At 65.5% G+C, this 18,408-nt stretch carries 22 protein-coding genes and 1 tRNA gene; 16 read left to right on the top strand and 7 right to left on the bottom strand.

The window, feature by feature from the left end:
• Nucleotides 1-37: 37 nt before the first annotated feature.
• Together OKW78_RS10220 and OKW78_RS10215 are read right to left on the bottom strand one after the other, a co-directional pair.
• Nucleotides 38-178 carry a hypothetical protein gene (locus tag OKW78_RS10220; protein ID WP_168654270.1) on the bottom strand — a complete coding sequence of 47 codons (141 nt, stop codon included), beginning with the start codon at nt 176-178 and terminating at the stop codon, nt 38-40.
• A 25-nt stretch (nt 179-203) separates the two neighbouring features.
• Nucleotides 204-692 (bottom strand): type II toxin-antitoxin system death-on-curing family toxin, encoded by a 489-nt coding sequence (locus OKW78_RS10215; RefSeq protein ID WP_281195060.1) that lies wholly within the window; start codon nt 690-692, stop codon nt 204-206.
• Nucleotides 693-940: 248 nt separating this feature from the next.
• Between OKW78_RS10215 and OKW78_RS10210 the strand changes: the two genes are divergently transcribed.
• The gene (locus OKW78_RS10210) at nt 941-1,213 is read left to right on the top strand and encodes a restriction endonuclease (protein ID WP_281195059.1); all 273 of its coding nucleotides are present in this window, start codon (nt 941-943) and stop codon (nt 1,211-1,213) included.
• A 194-nt stretch (nt 1,214-1,407) separates the two neighbouring features.
• Nucleotides 1,408-2,136, top strand: a complete 729-nt coding sequence (locus OKW78_RS10205; RefSeq protein WP_281195058.1) for a hypothetical protein — start codon at nt 1,408-1,410, stop codon at nt 2,134-2,136.
• Between the two features lie 66 nt (nt 2,137-2,202).
• Here the strand turns inward: OKW78_RS10205 and OKW78_RS10200 are convergent, their stop codons facing one another.
• Nucleotides 2,203-3,366 carry a hypothetical protein gene (locus tag OKW78_RS10200; protein WP_281195057.1) on the bottom strand — a complete coding sequence of 388 codons (1,164 nt, stop codon included), beginning with the start codon at nt 3,364-3,366 and terminating at the stop codon, nt 2,203-2,205.
• A gap of 386 nt (nt 3,367-3,752) precedes the next feature.
• Between OKW78_RS10200 and OKW78_RS10195 the strand changes: the two genes are divergently transcribed.
• The 5 genes from OKW78_RS10195 (at nt 3,753) to OKW78_RS10175 (ending at nt 8,472) form a co-directional block, all read left to right on the top strand.
• Nucleotides 3,753-4,448, top strand: a complete 696-nt coding sequence (locus tag OKW78_RS10195; protein WP_281195056.1) for a hypothetical protein — start codon at nt 3,753-3,755, stop codon at nt 4,446-4,448.
• A 240-nt stretch (nt 4,449-4,688) separates the two neighbouring features.
• Nucleotides 4,689-5,339, top strand: coding sequence for an HVO_2922 family protein (locus tag OKW78_RS10190; protein ID WP_281195055.1), 651 nt, complete (start codon nt 4,689-4,691; stop codon nt 5,337-5,339).
• A gap of 78 nt (nt 5,340-5,417) precedes the next feature.
• A complete protein-coding gene (locus OKW78_RS10185) occupies nt 5,418-6,446 on the top strand; it encodes an ABC transporter ATP-binding protein (protein WP_281195054.1) in 1,029 nt (342 codons plus the stop codon).
• Complete coding sequence (locus tag OKW78_RS10180; protein ID WP_281195053.1) at nt 6,443-7,240, top strand: ABC transporter permease; 798 nt, start codon at nt 6,443-6,445, stop codon at nt 7,238-7,240. Before OKW78_RS10185 ends, OKW78_RS10180 begins: the two co-directional genes overlap by 4 nt.
• Nucleotides 7,241-7,314: 74 nt before the next feature.
• The gene (locus OKW78_RS10175) at nt 7,315-8,472 is read left to right on the top strand and encodes a DNA primase large subunit PriL (RefSeq protein WP_281195052.1); all 1,158 of its coding nucleotides are present in this window, start codon (nt 7,315-7,317) and stop codon (nt 8,470-8,472) included.
• Nucleotides 8,473-8,484: 12 nt separating this feature from the next.
• On the opposite strand, the gene OKW78_RS10170 is transcribed toward OKW78_RS10175, so the two are convergent.
• Entirely contained in the window at nt 8,485-8,700 is a 216-nt protein-coding gene (locus OKW78_RS10170; RefSeq protein ID WP_281195051.1) for a hypothetical protein, read from the bottom strand.
• 168 nt (nt 8,701-8,868) lie between these two features.
• Here OKW78_RS10170 and OKW78_RS10165 point away from each other — a divergent pair, with 168 nt between their 5' ends.
• A complete protein-coding gene (locus OKW78_RS10165) occupies nt 8,869-9,585 on the top strand; it encodes an SWIM zinc finger family protein (RefSeq protein WP_281195050.1) in 717 nt (238 codons plus the stop codon).
• Between the two features lie 5 nt (nt 9,586-9,590).
• On the opposite strand, the gene hjc is transcribed toward OKW78_RS10165, so the two are convergent.
• Nucleotides 9,591-10,112 carry a Holliday junction resolvase Hjc gene (hjc, locus tag OKW78_RS10160; RefSeq protein ID WP_321169329.1) on the bottom strand — a complete coding sequence of 174 codons (522 nt, stop codon included), beginning with the start codon at nt 10,110-10,112 and terminating at the stop codon, nt 9,591-9,593.
• Nucleotides 10,113-10,200: 88 nt separating this feature from the next.
• Here hjc and OKW78_RS10155 point away from each other — a divergent pair, with 88 nt between their 5' ends.
• Together OKW78_RS10155 and OKW78_RS10150 are read left to right on the top strand one after the other, a co-directional pair.
• A complete protein-coding gene (locus tag OKW78_RS10155; protein ID WP_281195048.1) occupies nt 10,201-10,620 on the top strand; it encodes a universal stress protein in 420 nt (139 codons plus the stop codon).
• An 89-nt stretch (nt 10,621-10,709) separates the two neighbouring features.
• Nucleotides 10,710-11,030: a CGCGG family rSAM-modified RiPP protein gene (locus OKW78_RS10150; protein ID WP_281195047.1), complete on the top strand. Its 321-nt coding sequence runs from the start codon at nt 10,710-10,712 to the stop codon at nt 11,028-11,030.
• A gap of 12 nt (nt 11,031-11,042) precedes the next feature.
• Here the strand turns inward: OKW78_RS10150 and OKW78_RS10145 are convergent, their stop codons facing one another.
• Both OKW78_RS10145 and OKW78_RS10140 read right to left on the bottom strand, forming a co-directional pair.
• Nucleotides 11,043-13,838 (bottom strand): PAS domain S-box protein, encoded by a 2,796-nt coding sequence (locus tag OKW78_RS10145; RefSeq protein ID WP_281195046.1) that lies wholly within the window; start codon nt 13,836-13,838, stop codon nt 11,043-11,045.
• 88 nt (nt 13,839-13,926) lie between these two features.
• Entirely contained in the window at nt 13,927-14,529 is a 603-nt protein-coding gene (locus tag OKW78_RS10140; protein WP_281195045.1) for a metal-dependent hydrolase, read from the bottom strand.
• A 199-nt stretch (nt 14,530-14,728) separates the two neighbouring features.
• On the opposite strand from OKW78_RS10140, the gene OKW78_RS10135 reads away from it, so the two are divergent.
• The 6 genes from OKW78_RS10135 (at nt 14,729) to OKW78_RS10110 (ending at nt 18,407) form a co-directional block, all read left to right on the top strand.
• A tRNA-Phe gene (locus OKW78_RS10135) sits at nt 14,729-14,802 on the top strand.
• A gap of 217 nt (nt 14,803-15,019) precedes the next feature.
• Complete coding sequence (locus OKW78_RS10130; RefSeq protein ID WP_281195044.1) at nt 15,020-15,748, top strand: hypothetical protein; 729 nt, start codon at nt 15,020-15,022, stop codon at nt 15,746-15,748.
• Between the two features lie 161 nt (nt 15,749-15,909).
• Nucleotides 15,910-16,587, top strand: a complete 678-nt coding sequence (locus tag OKW78_RS10125) for a hypothetical protein (protein WP_281195043.1) — start codon at nt 15,910-15,912, stop codon at nt 16,585-16,587.
• 50 nt (nt 16,588-16,637) lie between these two features.
• Nucleotides 16,638-16,934 carry a hypothetical protein gene (locus OKW78_RS10120; protein ID WP_281195042.1) on the top strand — a complete coding sequence of 99 codons (297 nt, stop codon included), beginning with the start codon at nt 16,638-16,640 and terminating at the stop codon, nt 16,932-16,934.
• Nucleotides 16,931-17,428 (top strand): hypothetical protein, encoded by a 498-nt coding sequence (locus tag OKW78_RS10115; protein ID WP_281195041.1) that lies wholly within the window; start codon nt 16,931-16,933, stop codon nt 17,426-17,428. The genes OKW78_RS10120 and OKW78_RS10115 overlap by 4 nt, the downstream gene beginning before the upstream one ends.
• Nucleotides 17,429-17,495: 67 nt before the next feature.
• On the top strand, nt 17,496-18,407 hold the full coding sequence (locus OKW78_RS10110; RefSeq protein WP_281195040.1) for a hypothetical protein: 912 nt from the start codon (nt 17,496-17,498) through the stop codon (nt 18,405-18,407).
• Nucleotide 18,408: the final 1 nt, after the last annotated feature.

Below are 18,408 nucleotides of genomic sequence, written 5' to 3'. Positions count from 1 at the left end.
TAAGTACTCCCACTAGCGTCAACGGCCAGTAACGGTGTTATTCGTCTTCGAGGGCGTCGTAGACGTCCCGATTCGAATCTCGGTCGTCCGCCGCGACCCGTCGAACCAGCTCTCGCCGGATGTCCTCCATCACGTCGTCGAGCGGTGATGTCGTTTCCGCTCCCTCTTCGGTGGCCATACCTACACGGACGCGTCGAACGCCGTTAATCGTTCGGGTCCGACGAATCTCCGGTCAGCTCCGCTAACCCGTACCGGACGAGTTCGTCTCGCCACGCTTCGATCTCACCGGCCAGATCGAGTGCGTCGGTGTGGGATCGGAGATAGTCGGTGGTTTCCGCCTCATCGACGGCCGCTTCGTCGGTGCCGAACGCTTTCAGTATCGTCCTCACCTCGTCGTCGTACTCGAACCGATACCCGTTGAGGAAGTAGAAGACGACCGTCACGTTGAGCGCGGTGCGTTTGTTCGCATCGACGAAGGGGTGATTAGCGACGAGGAGCCGCAGAAGATGATACGCCTTCTCGTGGATGGTGTCCGGCGCTGAGCCGAAGCTCCCCTCTTCGATGTAGTTCAGTGCGAACTCGATGTCACCGCGGTTCCGAACACCGGCGGGAGTATCGGGGTACTCCGCGACGATGTCGTCGTGGATGGTGACGACGTCTTCGACGGACGGGTACCACAACGAGTCGGCCATTCGCTCTGGCGTCGGTGCTACACCCGTGTAGATTTTGTCATCGCCGGCTGAACGATGTCAGATCTCACCGTTTCAATGACGTCGAATTCGGCCGCCTCACGTCTCAAAGGTCAAGTCGTTCGACAGTCGAAGTAGCGCCCGTCGCGCCCTGCCGTTTCTATAGGGGCGTACTCGACCGTACTCGTTCAATCGTGGATCTTCCGTCCGGAAAGAGGATTTTTGTCCAGCCGTGAAGACCTCGATCGTGAATGAGAGCATCGACGGCGAAGGAAGAACTGCTTGATAGGGGGTTACAGATCGACCACGAGCAGTTTGAACAGCTCTGTAAGATGGTGATCGAGCGTGCAGAGCCAACTCGTGAACTCGAGCTAACACCGTTCCGTGGCGACGGTGGGATCGGTATTCACGCGGTCATCGATCGAGAACTGTTCCACACGCGGCTCGGCGTACAATCAAAACAATATGCTGCTGGTAAGTCTCTCATAACCCTAGTCCGTGGATACAGAATGAAAATATTCTGAATAATCATATTCTAGAATATCATACTCAGGAATACTATATTATCCCCGCGCGTTGAAGCGCGAGGCCTTCTCCGTGAATCTCCGTAAGGAGGTGCGAAGCGAGACATCCCCGAGTGGATCGAGCCATCACAGCACGGTGAAGAGCAAATACTCATGAAACGAAATAAACGGCTACCGCGCAAACGAGTGGGTGGATGCGAGAGCGCGGTCGTGAGTGGCTCCTCGAAACGCTCCCTGGTGTACTCAGAGAGTCCCGTGACTTCGTTTCCGGACTCGTTTTGAACCTCGCTCTCATCGTCGGAGTGATCGTGTTCGAGTGGAGTCTCGTTGAGATCGCTCTCATATATCTCATCGAGATAGCGATCATCGATCTCTTGTTCTTCTCCGTCGCGTTGTTCACGCCACAGCCGGTAGATGACCTCGACGGGGACTCTTGGGTCGGGGAGCCCACTCCACTTCAGCCGGTTGCTCCGATCCCGCCGGTATACTGGCGGAATCTCAGATTCGTCGGGGCCAAGGCTCTCGGTGCTGGTGTCCTTATCTGGGCAGTTACGAGACCCGTGGTTTCCAGTTACGGTTTAGACTCGGGGATTCCCCTCTCGGTCGGACTCGCGATCGCCGGCATCGTTTCGTTTCAACTGACGCGTGTCTGGCGGTACTTCATCGCCAACCGGTCGTATCGAGACAGGTCGCCGGCGGACGCGATGGAGTTCGCGTTCGTTCCAGTCGTCGAGTTGTATCTGCTGTTGTTCTACGTGATCGCTCCCGTCACCGTCGTGCTCGCGGGCATCACGTTCACGATGGATACCGATCTAAATTCACGGGCCGTGTGGTTAGTGTATCTAGTTCCGATAGGGGTACTCAGGGCGTGGATAGGAAGTCTAGACCCTCTGACGGACGATATTGAGATCAGCTTCCATTGATGAGATCGGTTTGTCGAATCTGATGACTGCGTGGGGATCACCCTCCCGCCGAAGGCCGGCCCCGGCTCACTCCGCGTCCGCGACGATCCACGGCTTCGCGTCGGGGTCGTATTCGGCGATCGCGCCGTTGTGGCTGCGCGTCTCGGGTGCGAGGACGTCGACGTGTTTCAGCTGCTGGACGAAGTTGAACAGGACGTTGGTTCGGATCACGTCCGTCCAGACGTCGCGATCGCGATACAGGCGAGCGGTCTCGCCGCGCTCGATCAGCTCCCGAGCGCGGGCCGCGCCGCGGGTCGTACAGAACGCGCCCAAGAAGACGTTCGGGTACTCGCGGACCAGCCGCTCCACGAGATCGAGGAAGTGAACGCGCGGCCCCGCCTTCCGGAGGGCATCGAGCAGCAGCCCGAACTCGGGGTGTCTCACGAACGAGTTCCGAAGCAGGACCGCGAGCGTCGGGTGGACCTCGGTGACCGTGCGTCGACCCACGTCCTCCTTCGTCAGACGCAGGTCGTCGAGGTCCTCGATCCCGTAGCCGCGCAGCACCGTCGCGGCCAGCTCCCCCTGGTCGGTGAGTTCGTGGGGCGATCCCGCCGAGACCAGCCCGAGCGTGCGCGCGCTCGAGACGGCATCGTCGCCGGCGCCGAAGCCGTATTCGTCGGCGATCGCGTCGACGACCTCGTCGCGGGCGAGGGGACCGTACCGGTCGAGCGCGACGACGGGCGCGAAGTAATTGAGCGGCTGCGCGAGGCTCAGCGTCGTGATGTCGCCGCCGAACTCGTTCCCGCGGAGGCGGAGCGACAGCTGCCCCTCGATGTCCGCGACCTCCGCGGTCGACTCCGCGCTCGGCGGCGACTGCCACGCGGTCGCCCCGTCCTCCCTTACTCCGATGACGCCGACGCCCTTCGTGTGGAGCATGTCGGCGTGCGGCCTCACGGCGTCGTCGTCGCCGGCGAGGTACGACACGTGCGCGCCCTGCTGGTAGGTCAGCGCCTGTCCGACTCCCTGCAGGAGGTTCGTCGAGCCCTTCACCTCGATCGCGAACACGCGGTCCGCGTCGGTGAACCCCAGCACGTCGGGATATCTCCCGCGGATCGTGATCCGGTGGCGACGACAACGATCGAGCACGTCCGCGTACGCGTCGCTATGGGCCTCGGGAACGTGGACCAGCGGATCGTAGTTCCGCTCGTCGAGCGCGGTCACCACGCGATCGAACACCGCCGGCTCGTTCATACGGGTCCCAACCTTCCCGCGGATAATAAGCGGTTCTCACGGGGCGCGACCAGGGATCTCCTTCGAGAGCCATCGGACGCTCCTTCACGTCTTCGACACTGCTTGGAACGTCTCCACGTCGACGGAACGGATCACAGTCTCGACGGGGTGGAGTTCGTCGACGACGCGTCCGACCACTTCACGGACGGTTCACTCGAACACTCGGCGGCTACGTCGACCGGAGTTCCTCGGCGTGAGACTCCCAGCGAGCATGCTGACCGTTAGAGAATCGACCAGTTCGGTAGACAGTCCAGAATTGGAAGTGGTGTATCATCTAATCGTTCCGAAAACCATCAACGTGGCTCATCAATGCATAAATTAAAAGGATAGTGTATTGATATGTGACTATGTCACACTCAACCGAAGCTGTCCCTGATACAGGAACGGAGCCGAAATCGTTGCATCCTTTCAGCGGGTTTCTTCTCCCAGGAATTTGCTTTACGAGCGGTTATTGTGTGTGGCTCTTGGATATGGAATCGACACCGAACCCGATTGAATCGTATAAAGAGGTGTGGGTGATTTCCCCCGATGAAGAGGTGACTCTGTATATAGATCCGGTAGAAGCCGCCCCGTACGTCGAACTGTATCACAATTTTGACCGGGTAGTTGGAGCCGACATTACATGGAAGCAGGCTGACGTGAGTGGAATCAAGGCAGAAATGAACGCCGAAGATGGTTCGACACTATCCATTCAAGCAACGCTCGGCTCTTCAACCGGAACGAACCTGTTGAACGCAATAACTACGCTGACGCCACAGCCAGTCCTTCGCACGCCGATCGGGGAATCAATTAGTAATCTCAGCTTTGGGTTACTGATGGATGCGAACGAGTTGAAGGTTGCTGGCTTCACTGATGGGCAAGAACCGTATCGCGTGGAAGCTGAAACGCTGCGAGTGATCACTGAAGCGACTGCCACGTTGAACGAGGAAGACCTCGGGGAAGTTTCACCACCCGACCGTCGTATTGAATTTGGCGACGCGATTGTTCCAAACGAGCCATTCGTTTCGTTCGGGGAGTTGTTTCTACCATTCGCTGCTGAGTAGTGAGCGATTTTTCAAACTGCCCCCCCACGTTAAATACTGCCAAACTGGTATCGAGGCGCACCGCTGGTGTGAGCGGCTGTCTCGTGGTTGCTGCTTGCCCTGTACCGAGCGATTTCCGAGGAGCAACACATGTATGCTAACCGTTCTTCGACACTGTGAAACGTCCACTGCCCTTCTCCACCCCCTCACCAGATCTCTCGGCCATAGCGTTTTGTGCGCTCGGAGAGAAAACCCTCACGTATGCCCGAAGAGACGGTCCACGAGTCCGAACGGTCCCGCAGTCGACAGGCGCTCGCCACCTACTTCCGGCGGATCGCGAAGGCGTTGGGGCGCGGTGAACCCGTCCCCGTCGACGACGCCGGGACGGTCACCGTCGACCCGCCGGCCGAACCGGAGCTGGAGGTGGAGATCGAACGCGAGGGCGACACGGTCAGTCTCGACCTCGAGATGGAGTGGACGGAGGAAGAGGGCGACGTCGACCTCGACGCCGCCACGAGCAAGGCGACGTTCGAGGTGTACGCCGACGCCGCCGACGAGTGGCGCTGGCGGCTCGTCCACGACAACGGCAACGTGATCGCCGACGGGAGCCAGGGGTACGCGGACCGACGGGACGCGGAGAACGGCATCGAGTCGGTGAAGCGAAACGCGCCCGGCGGCCACGTCGTCGACCTGAAAAACGACGAGGAACCGCCCGAGGAGGGCGGCAGCAACGCCACATTTGAGCTGTTCGAGGGGAAGGACGGGAAACGTCGCTGGCGGCTCGTCCACGACAACGGCAACATCATCGCCGACGGCGGCCAGGGGTACGCCTCCAAGCGGAACGCGGTCGGCGGCCTCCGGAGCGTGAAGTCGAACGCGCCGGGCGCGGCGGTCGAGGAAGTCGACGAGTAGCGACGGGTCGGTGCGGAAGGCGGCCGGTCACGGAGCCGAACGGTGTCGTTTAACCCCACGGCCGGCCACCCTCCGCCCATGACGAACGCACTGGAGGTCGAGGACCTTCAGAAGAGCTACGGCGACCTCGACGCGCTGAAGGGGGTGTCGCTGACCGTCCCCGAGGGATCCTTCTTCGGTCTGCTCGGCCCCAACGGCGCCGGAAAGACGACGTTCATCAACATCCTCGTCGGGCTCGTACGCGCCTCCGGCGGCGACGCCCGCGTCTTCGGCCACGACGTGGAGGACGACTACCGCCAGGCGCGCGACCGTATCGGGCTCGCCCCCCAGGAGTTCAACGTCGATCGCTTCTTCCCGATCCACGAGGTGTTGGAACACAAGGCGGGGTACCACGGCGTCCCACACGATGAGGCGGCCGAACGCGCCGAGCGCGCGCTCAAGCAGGTCGGGATCTACGACAAGCGGAACACCCGCTTCGACTGGCTCTCCGGCGGGATGAAACGACGGTTCATGCTGGCGCGGGCGCTCGTCACCGATCCGGACCTCCTGATCCTCGACGAGCCCTCCGCTGGCGTCGACGTCCAGTTGCGCCGCGACCTCTGGGACCTCGTCACGGAGCTCAACGAGCGGGGGACGACCGTGCTCCTCACCACCCACTACATCGAGGAGGCCGAGCGGCTCTGTGACGAGGTCGCCATCCTCGACCGGGGGCGGGTCGTCACCGTCGCCTCCCCGGAGGAGCTGATGGACCGCGGGACGGACCGGGTCGTCGTCACGCTTCGAGACCCGCCGACGTCGACCGCGCCGCTCTCGGCGGTCCTCCCCGGCGACGATCGGATCGAGGACGTGAGCCTCGAGGAGGGACGGCTCGTCGTTACCGCCCGACAGGGCGGGCTGGTCGCGCCCGACCTGGTCCGCGAACTCGACCGTGCCGGCCACGAGATCCTCGACATGGAGATCAAACGCACCTCCCTCGAGGAGGTGTTCGTGGACATGACTCGCCACGACGAGGGGGACGAGGACGGCCGCGACGACGCGGACGGAGGTGCCTCCGATGACGCGCCGCTCGAGACCGCGACGGTCGGCGGCGGGGAGGGGTCACGATGAGCGGCGACGCCGGAGCCGTCGATCTCACCGGCTTCCTCACGCTGACCAAACGGGAGGTCCTGCGGTTCCTGCGGCGGCCGAGCAACACCTTCGCGCCGCCGTTCATCACGAACGTGTTGTACTTCTCCGTGTTCGGCGTCATCCTCGGCGAGCGGGTCGGGACGATCACGGGGGTCCCGTACATCCTCTTCATCCTGCCCGGACTCGTGGTGCTCGGTGCGGTGTCGAACAGCTTCGAGAACGCGTCCTTCTCCATCTTTCACGGTCGGTGGAACGAATACATTCACGAGGTGCTCACCTCGCCGCTGTCGTACGCGGGGATGGTGGGCGCGTACGTCCTCGCGGCGGCGACCCGCGGACTGCTCGTCGGCGGGCTCATCGCCGCGATCGGCTGGGCCATCGTCTCGGCGCTGTTCCGCCCCGTCCCGGTCGAGGAGCCGCTATACCTGGTCGCGTTCATGCTCGTCATCACGCTGCTCTTCGCCAGCCTCGGCGTGATCGGCGGGCTCGCCGCCAGCGACTTCGACGACCTCACCGTGATGAACCAGTTCATCCTCCGACCGCTGGTCTTCTTCGGCGCGGTCTTCTACTCGCTCGAGGACCTCACGCCGCTCCTGCGTGACGTCTCGCTTCTCAACCCGATGGTGTACATGGTCAACGGCGTCCGATACGGCTTCCTCGGCGTCGCCGAGGTCGACCCCCGGATCTCGCTCGTCGTGCTCGCCGGGATGACCGCGGCCGCCGTCGCGATCGACGTGCTGCTGTTCAAGCGCGGCTACGGGCTGACGGACTGACCGCGGGCGGGAGAGCCGGTCGGCATCCCGGACCGCACCGCTTATTCGCCGCGGCTCTCTACCTCGGGCCGGACATGGACGCGCTCCACGCCAAGTACCCGTTCTTCGAGGGGGCCCGCGGCGCCGTCGCCGGGGCGTCGGCGTCGCTGCCGGAGCTCGTCGCCGCCGACGCCCCGGCGGTCGATCGGGCTCGAGAGCGCGTCGAGCGGGCGTTACTCGAGGGCACCGTCGAGCCCGAGGCGGGCGCGTTCGACGGGTCGGCCGTCGACGTCGACGCCCGGAGCGAACTGCTCTCGTATCCGATCGCGCGCATCCTCGTCTCGCTTCTCGACTCCGAGCCCGCCGTCGAGAAGTACGCGGCCGCGGAGGCGTCGACCGCGCTCGACCGGCTCCGAGCGGACCTCGAACGCGACGACGGGCTCAGGTCGACGCCGACCCCGACCGTCGACCTCGACGACGTGCTCGCGGAGTTCGACCTCGACGATGCGGTCCGCGCCGAGCCCGTCCGCGGGAGCCGTGATCCGACCCACTACCGGATCGAAGTCGGCCCGTACCTCCGATTGAGTTCGCCGGCGTGGGGCGACTCGTGGCGGCTCGTCAACCGGGCGCTCGCGGACGGCGCGGTGCGAGTCTCCCGCGAGGAACTGTTGGAGGCGATCGGGGCCGCGATAGAGGCGCGGGTCCGCGAGGGGCTTCCGTTCGAGTTGGAGGCCGGCGAGGGGATCGCGGCGGAGCTGGAATCGCGCGTTTCGGAGCTGAAACGGCTCCTCTCCGAGCGCACCTACGCCGGCCCGATCGACGTCGTCGCGCCCGAACTGTTCCCGCCGTGTATGGAGAACCTGATCGGAAAGGCCGAACGCGGCGTCGAGCTGTCGGGGCCGGAGAGCTTCGCGCTGATGGCGTTTCTCGTCGGGATCGGGATGTCGCCCGACGAGGTGGTCGCGTTCTGTGCGGACACGAGCCTCGACGCCGAGGGGATCCGCTATCAGACGGAGTATCTCGCAGACGACCGCGGGACGCAGTATCCGCCGCCGACCTGCGAGACGCTCTCGAACTACGGGATCTGTCACAACGAGGAGGACCACATGCGCGTCGCCGCCGACCCGCTCTCGTACTACGAGACGCGGGTGGAAGCGGCCGACGACGGAGAGATCGTCGACTGGCGGGAGGAAAACAGGGACGAGAGCGACGACGGGGAAGCCGCCACCGAGGGCGAACCCGTCGAGAAGTGAGTCGGCCCGTCCTCAGGCGTCGGAGTCCTTCGATCGAATGAGGTACGCGCCGACCAGCGCCATCAGCAACACGAATCCGGTGAGGAGCCCGACCAGCGCGATCGCGCCGGACTCGGGAAGCGAGGAGCCGTCGAACGTGACGCCGATGGCGACCAGTCCGGCGACGAACACCGCCGCGGCCAGAAGCGAGACGGTGATCTGTCGACGCAGCTCCGCATCGATTTCCATGCCCCCGGTTCCCGTCGGCACTAAAAAAGGACTTCGATGAGAGGGTCGTGGACGCGACCACGGGGCGGACCGACCCCGGATCGTCGCCGTCAGCCGATCCGGTCAACCGATACGTTAAGCCCCGAGGCGTCGTACGTCCGGCCGAACCGAGACCGTCTCGGCCGCACCATGACTCACAGACGGATCCCACCCACCTCGTTCGGGCCCGACGGAACGTCGACCGGGAGCCGGCACGACGACGAGAGCGAGCACGGGAGCGACGCCGTCGAGGGGGGCGAACGTGACGACGTCGTCGTGGACGACGAGGTCGCCGACGGCCGCTCCGAGCGGGCGAAACGCGAGCCGATGACGGTCCGTCCGCTCCGGGACCGCCGATACGTCGTCGAGACGGAGGGAGGAACCTACGTGGTCGCGCTCGACGCCGGAACGTGTAGCTGTCCCGACCACGAGATCCGCGGCGAGCGGTGTAAACACCTCCGACGGGTCGCCATCGAGGTGACGGAGGGACGGCTCCCCGCACCCGACGAACGGGTCGGCGTCTGTGCGGTCTGCGGCGTCGAGACGTTCGTCCCGCTCACGGCGTCCGGTCCGCGACTGTGTCCCCGCCACGACTTCGAGCGTGGCGACGCCGTCCACGACCGCGAGACCGGGAAGCTCCTCATCGTCACCCGCGTCACGGAACGGCGCGCCGACGAGTACCGGACCGACGAGGGGCGGCCGATCGACGAGTACCCGACGAACGCCGTCTACGGCGCACACGAACCCGTGATCGAGGCGGTGTACGCGGAGTCGCTCGGACCCGCACACGGGATCGACGACGCGCGTCGGTACGGGTTCCCGGCCTCGCGGCTGGTCCCGGTCACGGACGCCGGGCGGGACCGCTGAGGGAGTCACAACACGTCGAGGGCGTCCTCGACCGGCATGTGGCCGTCCCGGACCGCCTCGAGGACCTCCCGGCGCTCCTCGTCGGGGTCGGTCGCGACCTCCGCGAGGGTCACCTTCTCGGTCTCGCCGACGAACTCGGGGAAGTCGGTCCCCTCGGCGAGCGCCGTCTCCTTTTTGACGCGGTAGGAGCCGGCGTCGGTGGTGTACAGGTCGCCCGGGTGGAAGAAGTACCAGTCCTCGCGGTCGAACCGGACCGCGATCCGCGCCTTCGCGCCGAAGTTCCGCGCGAAGAACAACAGCGCCTCCACCTCCTCACCGGAGAGGTAGATCGGGTCGCCGGCGCTGGATTTCGCCTCGATCGCGTAGAAGGTGTCGCCGTCGCCCGCGAGCACGTCCGGGAGCTCCCGCTCCGTCGCGGAGCCGCTCGCCGGCGCGCGCATCACGGCGAACCCCGCCTCGTCCAGCGCGTTGACGAGCTCGCGCTCGCGGCGATCGCCCTTACGGTTCGCCGACACGGTCGCGGTCACCCCGGTGAATCACGTCCGCGGGTAGTCGCGACGGGAGTAAAAGGCCGCCGGGTCGGGATTTATCCGGGTACGTCACGTACCACGAGGTATGATAGCACGCGTACTCGTGGCGATGGACGGATCCGAGGTGGCCGAGCGGGCCCTCAGGTACGCGCTCGACGTCCACGGGGACGCGGAGATCGTGGTCCTCCACGTCACCGGGGAGCCGTCCTCGATGATGGGCGAGGCCACGGGCATGGCGCTCTCCGAGGATCCGGAGGGCGAGATACGCGATCAGGCGGCGGACGTGATCGACCGGGCGAGAGAGATCGCGACCGAGTACGACGACGAGGTCGACATCGAGGTGGCGGTGGGACGGCCCGGGAAACGGATCGTCGAACGGGCCGAGGACTTCGACACGGTGGTCGTGGGGACTCACGACGGGACGCTCGTCGACCGATTGCTCGTCGGGAACGTCGCCCAGACCGTCTTCCGGGGGTCGCCGGTGTCGGTGACGGTCGTTCGATGACGGTCGTTCGACGCCGAGTGGACGACGATCGACCGATCCCGAACACGTTCGCCCGGCGAGACAGGGTCCTGGAAGCCCGAACGTGTCGTATGAGCCAGACCGACACCGGCGGCACCGTGGCCACCGACGACGACCTCCCCGAATTCCTCGAAGAGAGGCATTCGGGGTCGTGGTCGGCGAACCTCGAACTCGATCGGTACGCCGACGACAGGGAACTGCTCGTCGAGCACGCGCTGCTCGCGTTGGAGCGGACGTCCCCGGACCACCACGTGAACCTCGTCACGCATCCCGAACACGGGACTCCGGAGCCGTACCTGGAGGACCCGATCCGCGAGCGGTTCCCCGAGGCGACCGCGACGGTCGTCGACCAGTGCGGGTGTGGCGGCTACGTCTACCGGGTCGAGATGTAGAGGACCGCCGAGTCACTCCACGAACTCGGCGCCGGTGACCTCGAAGCGCGCGCCGCCGTCGGTTCCGTCGACGATCCGGATCTCCCATCCGTGCGCCTCGACGACCTGTTCGACGATGCTGAGCCCGAATCCGGTACCGTTCTCGTCGCTCGAGTATCCCGGATCGAAGACGTCCTCGCGAGCGTCCGGCGCGATGCCGACGCCGTCGTCCTCGACGTAGAAGCCATCGCCGTCGGCGAGTTCGCCGACGGTCACCGTCACGTCCCCGCCGCCGTGCTCGACCGCGTTGCGGATGAGGTTCTCGAACAGCTGCTGGAGGCGTGTACGGTCGGCCCGGACCGTCCGGTCGACGTCGACGCGGAGCCGCGCGCCCGACGGTCGATCCACGTGAATCCAACAGCTCTCAAGCAGATCGGAGAGGTCCGTACACTCGAGCTCGCCGACGCCCTCCCCCTCGCGAGCCAACGTGAGTAGGTCGTCTATCAGGTCGCCCATCCGGTCGTGAGCGCGAATCACCTCGTCGAGGTGCTCGCTGTCGCATTCCTCCTGGACGAGCCGTAACCGTCCTTCGGCGACGGTGAGCGGGTTCCGGAGGTCGTGACTCACCACGTCGGCGAACTCCGCGAGCCGGTCGTTTTGCCGTTTCAGTTCGTCGCGGCTGCGCCGCAGTTTCCGTTCTCGATCGCGCTCGTCCAACGCCGTCTCGGTCGCGGTCGAGAGGATCCGTGCGAGAAATTCGTCGGTCGAATCGAACGCGTTCGGCGTCGACTCGCCGATCGAGATGGTTCCGTGTTCGCCGATCGGCAGGAGCATCAGGCTCCGCAGGCCGGTTCCCTGATCGTGTGCGTCCGAGAGCGCCTCGATGTCGTCGTACACGCGGACCTCGCCCGCCTCGAAGGCCGCCCAGTTGAGGCTGCCGGAGTCGGACGTGTACACCTCGCGTTCCGGGACGACCTCGCTCACGGCGTCGGAGGCGGCCACGGGGACGAGGCCGTTCTCCTCGGGGTCGTAAAGCCGGACCACGGCGACCGAGAACCCGAGGATCTCCTCGGTGGCCTCGATCACCCGGTCGGCGATCCCCTGGTGTGAATCGGCCCGTACGAGGTCCCGGGTCGCGTCGTGGAGTCGCTCGAGTCGATGCTCCCGCGTTCTGAGCGTCTCCTCGCGGGCGACGCGATCGAGCGCCGCCTCGAGGTAGTTCGCGAGGATCTCGACGAGAAGCACGTCCGTCTCTGTGAAGGCGTCCGGTTCGGCCGAGGAGATGATGAAGACGCCGCGGTCGCCGATCGGATACAACACGACGCTCTCGGCGGGCGTCTCCTCGGTCAGCCGGGACGACGAGGAGGCCTCTCCGAGGTGTACCGGCTCCGATTCGCGGAACGCCTCCCAGACGAGGTGTGCTCGGGATCCGGGCGAGGCGTCCCGGTCGTACGCGGGCAGCTCGTCGAACAGTTCGGGGACGCCCTCAGCGAACGCCGACAGCTCGAGCCGCGTGCCGTCCTCGTTCAGGAGGTGCACCCCCGTCAGGGAGGCGCCGATGATCTCGTCGGCCGCCTCCGTCGCCAGCCGCGTCGTCTCCTCGACGGTCCGCGTGTAATTGAGCTGTTGTGTCCGCTCGCGCAGCTCCTGGAGCTTCCGCTCCCGACGCCTGCGGTCGGCGACGTTCCGGCTGCTCACGAGGAAGCGCTTTCGTCCGTTGAGGTCGAGCCGCCTGATGTGAACCCTGACGGGGAACGTCGACCCGTCACGGCGTTCGAACTCGCCTTCCAACTCCAGCCGGTCGTCGACGTCCATCCCCGCCCAGACCGCTCGGGCCTCCTCGGGAGCGAGGTTGCGATCGATATCCCAGACCTTCATCCCGACGAGTTCCGCCTCGTCGTAGCCCGTCTCCGCACACAGTCGAGGGTTCACGTCGAGGATCGTCCCCTCGGCGTCGTGGACGTCGATCATGTCCGGTGAGTTCTCGAAGAGCGCCTCGAGCCGGGTCGTGGTCCGCTCGAGTCGGCGTTCCCGCTCCTTTCGGTCGGTGACGTCGGTGATGAACCCCTCGATCGCCTCGAGAGCGCCGTCGTCGCCGTAGACGGCCCGTCCGCGCTCCCAAAGCCACTTCGTCCGGCCTCCTTTCGTGTGGATCCGGTAGGTGATCTCGAAGGTCCCGTCCGTCTCGAGCGCCTCCTGGACGGCCGCCCAAGCGCGCTCCCGGTCGTCCGGGTGAATGACCTCCTCGCCCCACACCACCTCGTTTCGCTCCAGCGTCCCGGTGGGGTATCCGGTGAGCGACTCCGTTTCCCCCTCGACGGTCTCCATCGGCCACGTCGGTTCGTTCCGACACCGGTAGACCATCCCGGGCAGGTTCTCGATGAGCGTCTCCAGGCGACGGGTTCGTTCGGCCAACAGCTCGTCTGCCCGGGCGGCTTCGACCGCGTTGCGGATCCGGTTCGCGAGGAGCGCGTACTGTTCGGTGCCGGTGCGCTTCTGGAGGTAGTCGGTGACCCCCGCGGAGATCGCCTCGCTCGCGACCTCCTCGCTTCCCTTCCCGGTGAACAGCACGAACGGGAGGTCCGGACGACCCTCGCGGACGGCTCGCAGAAACTCGATCCCGTCGCGGCCGGGCATGTCGTAATCGGAGACGACGCAGTCGATCGAGTCCTCGACGTCTCCCAACGCCCGCAGGCCCGCCTCGGCGTCGTGTTCGGTCCGAACCTCGGTGCGGTCGTCCTCGCGTTCGAGGAACGTCGCGACCATCTCGGCGAGACCCGGGTCGTCGTCGACGTGAAGGACGCGGATCGTCTCGAGGGTCCCGCTCATATACGTGAGACGCTGCCAATGCGTAGTGATAAGTGTTTGTGACGACCGCGACCGGACGTCGTCACGTCGGCCCGTGGGTCGGCGGGGGCTACTGACGGTACCGCTCGGGGACGTAGCGTTCCAGGGTCTCGGGCGCGTACCCGAAGACGACGGGCGCGATCGAGGCGAGCCGCCGCCGAAGCGCGACGTAGGCGACGCCGACGACGAGCGCGGCTGCCGTGACGATCCGGAACGGGCCCTCGAGACCGACGAGAAGCGGGAGCGAGAGCACCGTGAGCAGCGCCAGGTCGCCGGGTGAGCCGTCGTACCGGACCCAGCGTTTCGGTCGCCGCCAGCGGCCGCGGACGTGGTCGTACACCGCTCGATCGGAGGTCTCCTCCCACGGACGGAGTTCGAGGCCGCCGCCGTAGCGGTCCATCCGACAGTGGACGGTCGCCCCGACGAGGAACGCGGCGAGTCCGACGGTCACGGGGAGGGTCGAAACCGCCGCGAGAACGACCGCCGGTGCCGCGAGAAGCGCGTAGACCGTTGGATAGTGAAGGGTTCGTCGATGTCCCGAGTATAGGTCGAGGTCGGGAAAGACGCTCCCGGCGAGCGCGCCGGCGAGCGCCGCGGGTGCGATGTCGGGGGCGAGCGCGGAGAGCGGGGCCGCGATCGCCAGGCCCACCATCGCGTGTGTCGGAAGCATCATGCGTCGTCGAATCGGCGGATGTAGACGGCGACGACGTATATGTTCCACGTTTACTCTCGACTGCGAACTCGATCGGCCCGGCACCCTTGCCGTCCTCGTCGACCACGCGTTCGAGGGTAGCGTGTGCTCCGTCTCCACGTCGGTCGCCCGCCGTCTTTCGAAATCCTTTTGTCTCGATTCGGCCTTGGTCGAAACGCGAGCCGCCTTAGCTCAGACTGGGAGAGCACTCGACTGAAGATCGAGCTGTCCCCCGTTCAAATCGGGGAGGCGGCATACTTCTCGTTGCCGACGATCCGCGAGCGGTGGACATCTCGGGTTGAACGCGTGAATCGTCCCGGAGTTCACGTTCAATCGACGGCGCGACTTCTCCACGAATAACGAGGAGAACGCGTGACGAGACACACCGAGTCGACGAATTCGAGTACTCCTCCGAGGTTCGAACGATCGGCCGAAAGTATTTATCGTCGACCTCGGTATCCAGGAAGAGTCAATGAGACGACGTGATCTCCTCGCCGTGGCGTGCTCTCCATCCCTCGCCGTGGCCGGTTGTACGACCGAACAGGACCGATCGACCGAACAGGACCGGACATGTACGGACGTCTCGATCACCCACGCGTCTGCCGACATCGACTACTGGTGTGACACCGGTTCGGGAATACATGGTGTCGTTCACGTATACACCGAGGACTGCGACGACGAGCTGACTCTCGAGATCGTCAACGAGGGGGAAGTCATCAGAGAATTCGATATCGATCCGAGTCCCCTCGGAACCTCGGAAGTCGAGATCACGACGGACGCCGCTGCCTTCGATTACGAGGGGGCGACGGTCAACGTTCGGGGACCGGACGGCGAGCTCCATGCGGACCGCGAGCTCTCGGTCTCCAGCTATTTGGATAGCCCGGACCTCAGCGTGGCGGCTGCCAGTTTCGAGCCCGAGACGGTCGCCGCCGGCGAACCGGTGACGGTGACGTTCGGCGTGTCGACGTTCGGCGGCGAAGCCGAATTCGAGGCCACCCTGCTGGTCGAGGACGAACCCGTCGAGACCCGCGAGGGATCGATCGACGGCGGGGCGGATTGTGGCGGGTTCAGCGGCCCGGAGTACGAATTCACGCACACGTTCGCCGATCCCGGCGAGTACGATCTGACGGGCGAGATCGTGGTGGAAGGGTCGCCCGGTGCCGGCGACAGGGAACCGATCGGAACCGTGGCAGTTGGGTGAGCGAGGCGAGCGACCGGTCGACGAAGCGATCGCCGGCAGTTTGATTACGCAACCGGAGAAAACGTCCGGTAGAACGGACTGGATCGAGGGGCAAGGTGGCTCGACGAGGCCCGTGAACCGGTCCTCGCGGAGGCCGCGTGTCCCTCGATCGGTGATGACACATGAACCCTCGAACCGCACTCACGTTCGCACGGGCGGCGATCCGCTCCGTACAGTACCTCCTCACCGGACGCGTCCGGTTCCCCAGTGATCGTATCGGTCACGTCCTCGAGACGCCGGACGGCGACTCGTTCGTCGTCTATCGCGAGACGGAACTCGACCGACCCGACCGGGACGTCGCGGACGACGGCGTGATCCTCGTCTTCGAGGTCGACGTGCCGAACCGGGCGAAGGGTGCGGCACTCCGCGAGGTGCTGTTCGACCCCTTCGCGAACGTCGCGACGCCGTTTTTCACGGGAATGCCGGGATTCAGACGGAAACTCTGGCTTGCGGGCGACCGACCCGGCGAGTTCCTCGAACTGTACGAGTGGGCGTCCGCCGAGGACGCGCAGCTGTTCGCCGACGCGTTGGGAACGCTCCTCGACCCCTTCGCCTTCGCGGGACGGGTGTCGTTCGAAGTCGTCGCCGACGACTCCATCGACGAGTACGTCGCCGCCCGAGCGACGACGTGGCGCGACGGGACGACGGGTCCCGACGTGGCGGAGGGTTCGGACGTCGACGCCGACGAACCTCGACGCTCGCGGACGTGGCGTGCGGTCGGCTTCGGTCTGCTGTTCCTGGCGCTCGCCCTCGCGGTCGTCTTCGTCGTGGCACGTCGAACGCGCCAACGGGGACGCTAGCCGTCTCCAGAGAATGGGGGTTTAAGAGCCTTATCCTCGTATCCATGGCCATGGTTGGTAATGTCTGGCTCGCCCGAACCGACTGGTTGTGGGCGGTCATCGGGGGGTTCTACCTGGTGGCGTACCTGTTCTGGTACATCCCGGTCTTACGGGGCCTCCCCGAGAGCGTCGGCAACCCTCCCGCGCCGTACCCCTGGCACTGGCCGCTGGACTTCGCCGCGACCGGGCTGGCCGGCGGCGTCCTGTTGTTCCTGGGCTTCCGACGGGCGGCGGAGCTGACGGCGGACGTCGAGACGACCGCGACCCCCGAGGCTCCCGGAACCGACGGGGCCATCGCGGGAAGATGAGCCGCATCTCTCGCGTCCTGGCCCGGCTTCCGTGGACCCGTCTCCAGCACGGCTTCCAACGTCGGATCCGTCGGCGGTTCTTCCGTCTCGAGGGCGACCCTCCGTATCAGCTCCTCGATTCGGATCGCCAGCACGTCAGGGAAGTGCTCGCCCGGAACCACTTCGCGACGTGGCACGTGATCTCGTACTACTACGTCCACGACGCGTTCGGCGAGGAGGTGCTCAACATGCGGCGTATCGAGTCGCTCGACCGGGAGGGTCGTTTCTGGCAGACTCACGTGCGCGGGTTCTCACACCCGGACGGGTTCGTCGTCTGTCCGCACTTCGAGCTCTGTCCGGTCGAACAGCCCGCCAGCCACCTCGACAAGGTCGGACTCAGCGCCCCCATCGGGATGAAAAAGGCAAAGTCGATCTGGGAGGCGAACGGCGTCGACGTCCTCGAGGAGTCGACGCCGGAGGGATCGACGTCCGGAGCGTCGGAACCGGACTCGTGAACTGCGTCGTGAAGCGCACCTGGTCCGTCCGAAACACCTATCAAACAGCTCATTGTTGACATACGACATGACACGTGGTGGCATCATCCGTCGGGTGCGAACGATCCTCGCGGCGAGCGCGAGCTGGCTTCGCACGGTCGGGCGGCGCGTCCTCGGTCGCACGCGCGGTGACTCCTCGAGCGGGGATCTCCACACACGCGTTACGTTCCGTGCCTGCGTGGACGCCGTGATTCCGACCACGCCGGAGCTGGCGGACGAGCTGGGTCCGGAGCACGTTCCCGGGGGCAACGACGTTGGAGTGGCGGAGTTCCTCGCCCGCTACGTCGCGGATCGAGTTCAGATCGGGATCCCTCACACGCGCCATGACGTGGACGTCGTGAAGCCGATCGCGAACGTCCTCGATTCGGCGGCGCTCAAGCTCATCTCACGGGGAGACAACGAGGACGAGCCCAACGAGGAGCGTCCCGTGGCGTTCTTCGAGGGAACCGACGTCCCCGCCGACCGGATCAGGGACGTCGCCGGACCCTTCGCCAGGCTGTCGCCGCGGGACCGGCTCCGGGCGATCCACGTGCTGGACGAGATCGAGGCGCAGTTCACCCTTCCGGACGGCCGGTTCGTGGAGTTCGACGGCGGGCTGGTCGGTCAGCTCGTCGTCGGGTTTCCGAAGCTGATCTACTACGGCGAGTGGGAAGGGTATCCGGACCCCGAACGCATGCCGTTCGGCCAGGACCATCCGAACGACCCCGCGTCAGTTCAGGGGTGGCGACAGAGCGGGTTCCCCGGGTTCACGAACGGCTACGCGTGTCTACGCGGGTACCTCGGGACGGAGGACGGGACGCTCGGTTCCGAGGACGCGTGGACGACGATCGACGACCGTGACGGGTCGTCAGTCAGCCTGTTCGAGTCGCCCGGCCGGTTTCGGGAGAACGACTACGACACCGACGGCTACGTGGAGCCGTACCCCGAGGGAGGTGTGTGAG

Source organism: Halorubrum sp. F4 (assembly GCF_027257195.1).
Taxonomy (GTDB): Archaea; Halobacteriota; Halobacteria; order Halobacteriales; family Haloferacaceae; genus Halorubrum.
Note: the sequence above shows the minus strand (reverse complement) of the source record. Positions and strands in the feature narration are given on the sequence as shown.

Excerpts from the sequence above, each read along its gene's own strand:
- OKW78_RS10125 (WP_281195043.1), top strand. The coding sequence starts at position 15,910 with ATGAACCCTCGAACCGCACTCACGTTCGCACGGGCGGCGATCCGCTCC.
- OKW78_RS10110 (WP_281195040.1), top strand. The coding sequence starts at position 17,496 with ATGACACGTGGTGGCATCATCCGTCGGGTGCGAACGATCCTCGCGGCG.
- OKW78_RS10150 (WP_281195047.1), top strand. The coding sequence starts at position 10,710 with ATGAGCCAGACCGACACCGGCGGCACCGTGGCCACCGACGACGACCTC.
- OKW78_RS10165 (WP_281195050.1), top strand. The coding sequence starts at position 8,869 with ATGACTCACAGACGGATCCCACCCACCTCGTTCGGGCCCGACGGAACG.
- OKW78_RS10130 (WP_281195044.1), top strand. The coding sequence starts at position 15,020 with ATGAGACGACGTGATCTCCTCGCCGTGGCGTGCTCTCCATCCCTCGCC.
- OKW78_RS10140 (WP_281195045.1), bottom strand. The coding sequence starts at position 14,529 with ATGATGCTTCCGACACACGCGATGGTGGGCCTGGCGATCGCGGCCCCG.
- OKW78_RS10145 (WP_281195046.1), bottom strand. The coding sequence starts at position 13,838 with ATGAGCGGGACCCTCGAGACGATCCGCGTCCTTCACGTCGACGACGAC.
- OKW78_RS10205 (WP_281195058.1), top strand. The coding sequence starts at position 1,408 with ATGCGAGAGCGCGGTCGTGAGTGGCTCCTCGAAACGCTCCCTGGTGTA.
- OKW78_RS10210 (WP_281195059.1), top strand. The coding sequence starts at position 941 with ATGAGAGCATCGACGGCGAAGGAAGAACTGCTTGATAGGGGGTTACAG.
- OKW78_RS10200 (WP_281195057.1), bottom strand. The coding sequence starts at position 3,366 with ATGAACGAGCCGGCGGTGTTCGATCGCGTGGTGACCGCGCTCGACGAG.
- OKW78_RS10220 (WP_168654270.1), bottom strand. The coding sequence starts at position 178 with ATGGCCACCGAAGAGGGAGCGGAAACGACATCACCGCTCGACGACGTG.
- OKW78_RS10180 (WP_281195053.1), top strand. The coding sequence starts at position 6,443 with ATGAGCGGCGACGCCGGAGCCGTCGATCTCACCGGCTTCCTCACGCTG.
- OKW78_RS10155 (WP_281195048.1), top strand. The coding sequence starts at position 10,201 with ATGATAGCACGCGTACTCGTGGCGATGGACGGATCCGAGGTGGCCGAG.
- OKW78_RS10170 (WP_281195051.1), bottom strand. The coding sequence starts at position 8,700 with ATGGAAATCGATGCGGAGCTGCGTCGACAGATCACCGTCTCGCTTCTG.
- OKW78_RS10115 (WP_281195041.1), top strand. The coding sequence starts at position 16,931 with ATGAGCCGCATCTCTCGCGTCCTGGCCCGGCTTCCGTGGACCCGTCTC.
- OKW78_RS10190 (WP_281195055.1), top strand. The coding sequence starts at position 4,689 with ATGCCCGAAGAGACGGTCCACGAGTCCGAACGGTCCCGCAGTCGACAG.
- OKW78_RS10175 (WP_281195052.1), top strand. The coding sequence starts at position 7,315 with ATGGACGCGCTCCACGCCAAGTACCCGTTCTTCGAGGGGGCCCGCGGC.
- OKW78_RS10185 (WP_281195054.1), top strand. The coding sequence starts at position 5,418 with ATGACGAACGCACTGGAGGTCGAGGACCTTCAGAAGAGCTACGGCGAC.
- OKW78_RS10120 (WP_281195042.1), top strand. The coding sequence starts at position 16,638 with ATGGTTGGTAATGTCTGGCTCGCCCGAACCGACTGGTTGTGGGCGGTC.
- OKW78_RS10215 (WP_281195060.1), bottom strand. The coding sequence starts at position 692 with ATGGCCGACTCGTTGTGGTACCCGTCCGTCGAAGACGTCGTCACCATC.
- OKW78_RS10195 (WP_281195056.1), top strand. The coding sequence starts at position 3,753 with ATGTCACACTCAACCGAAGCTGTCCCTGATACAGGAACGGAGCCGAAA.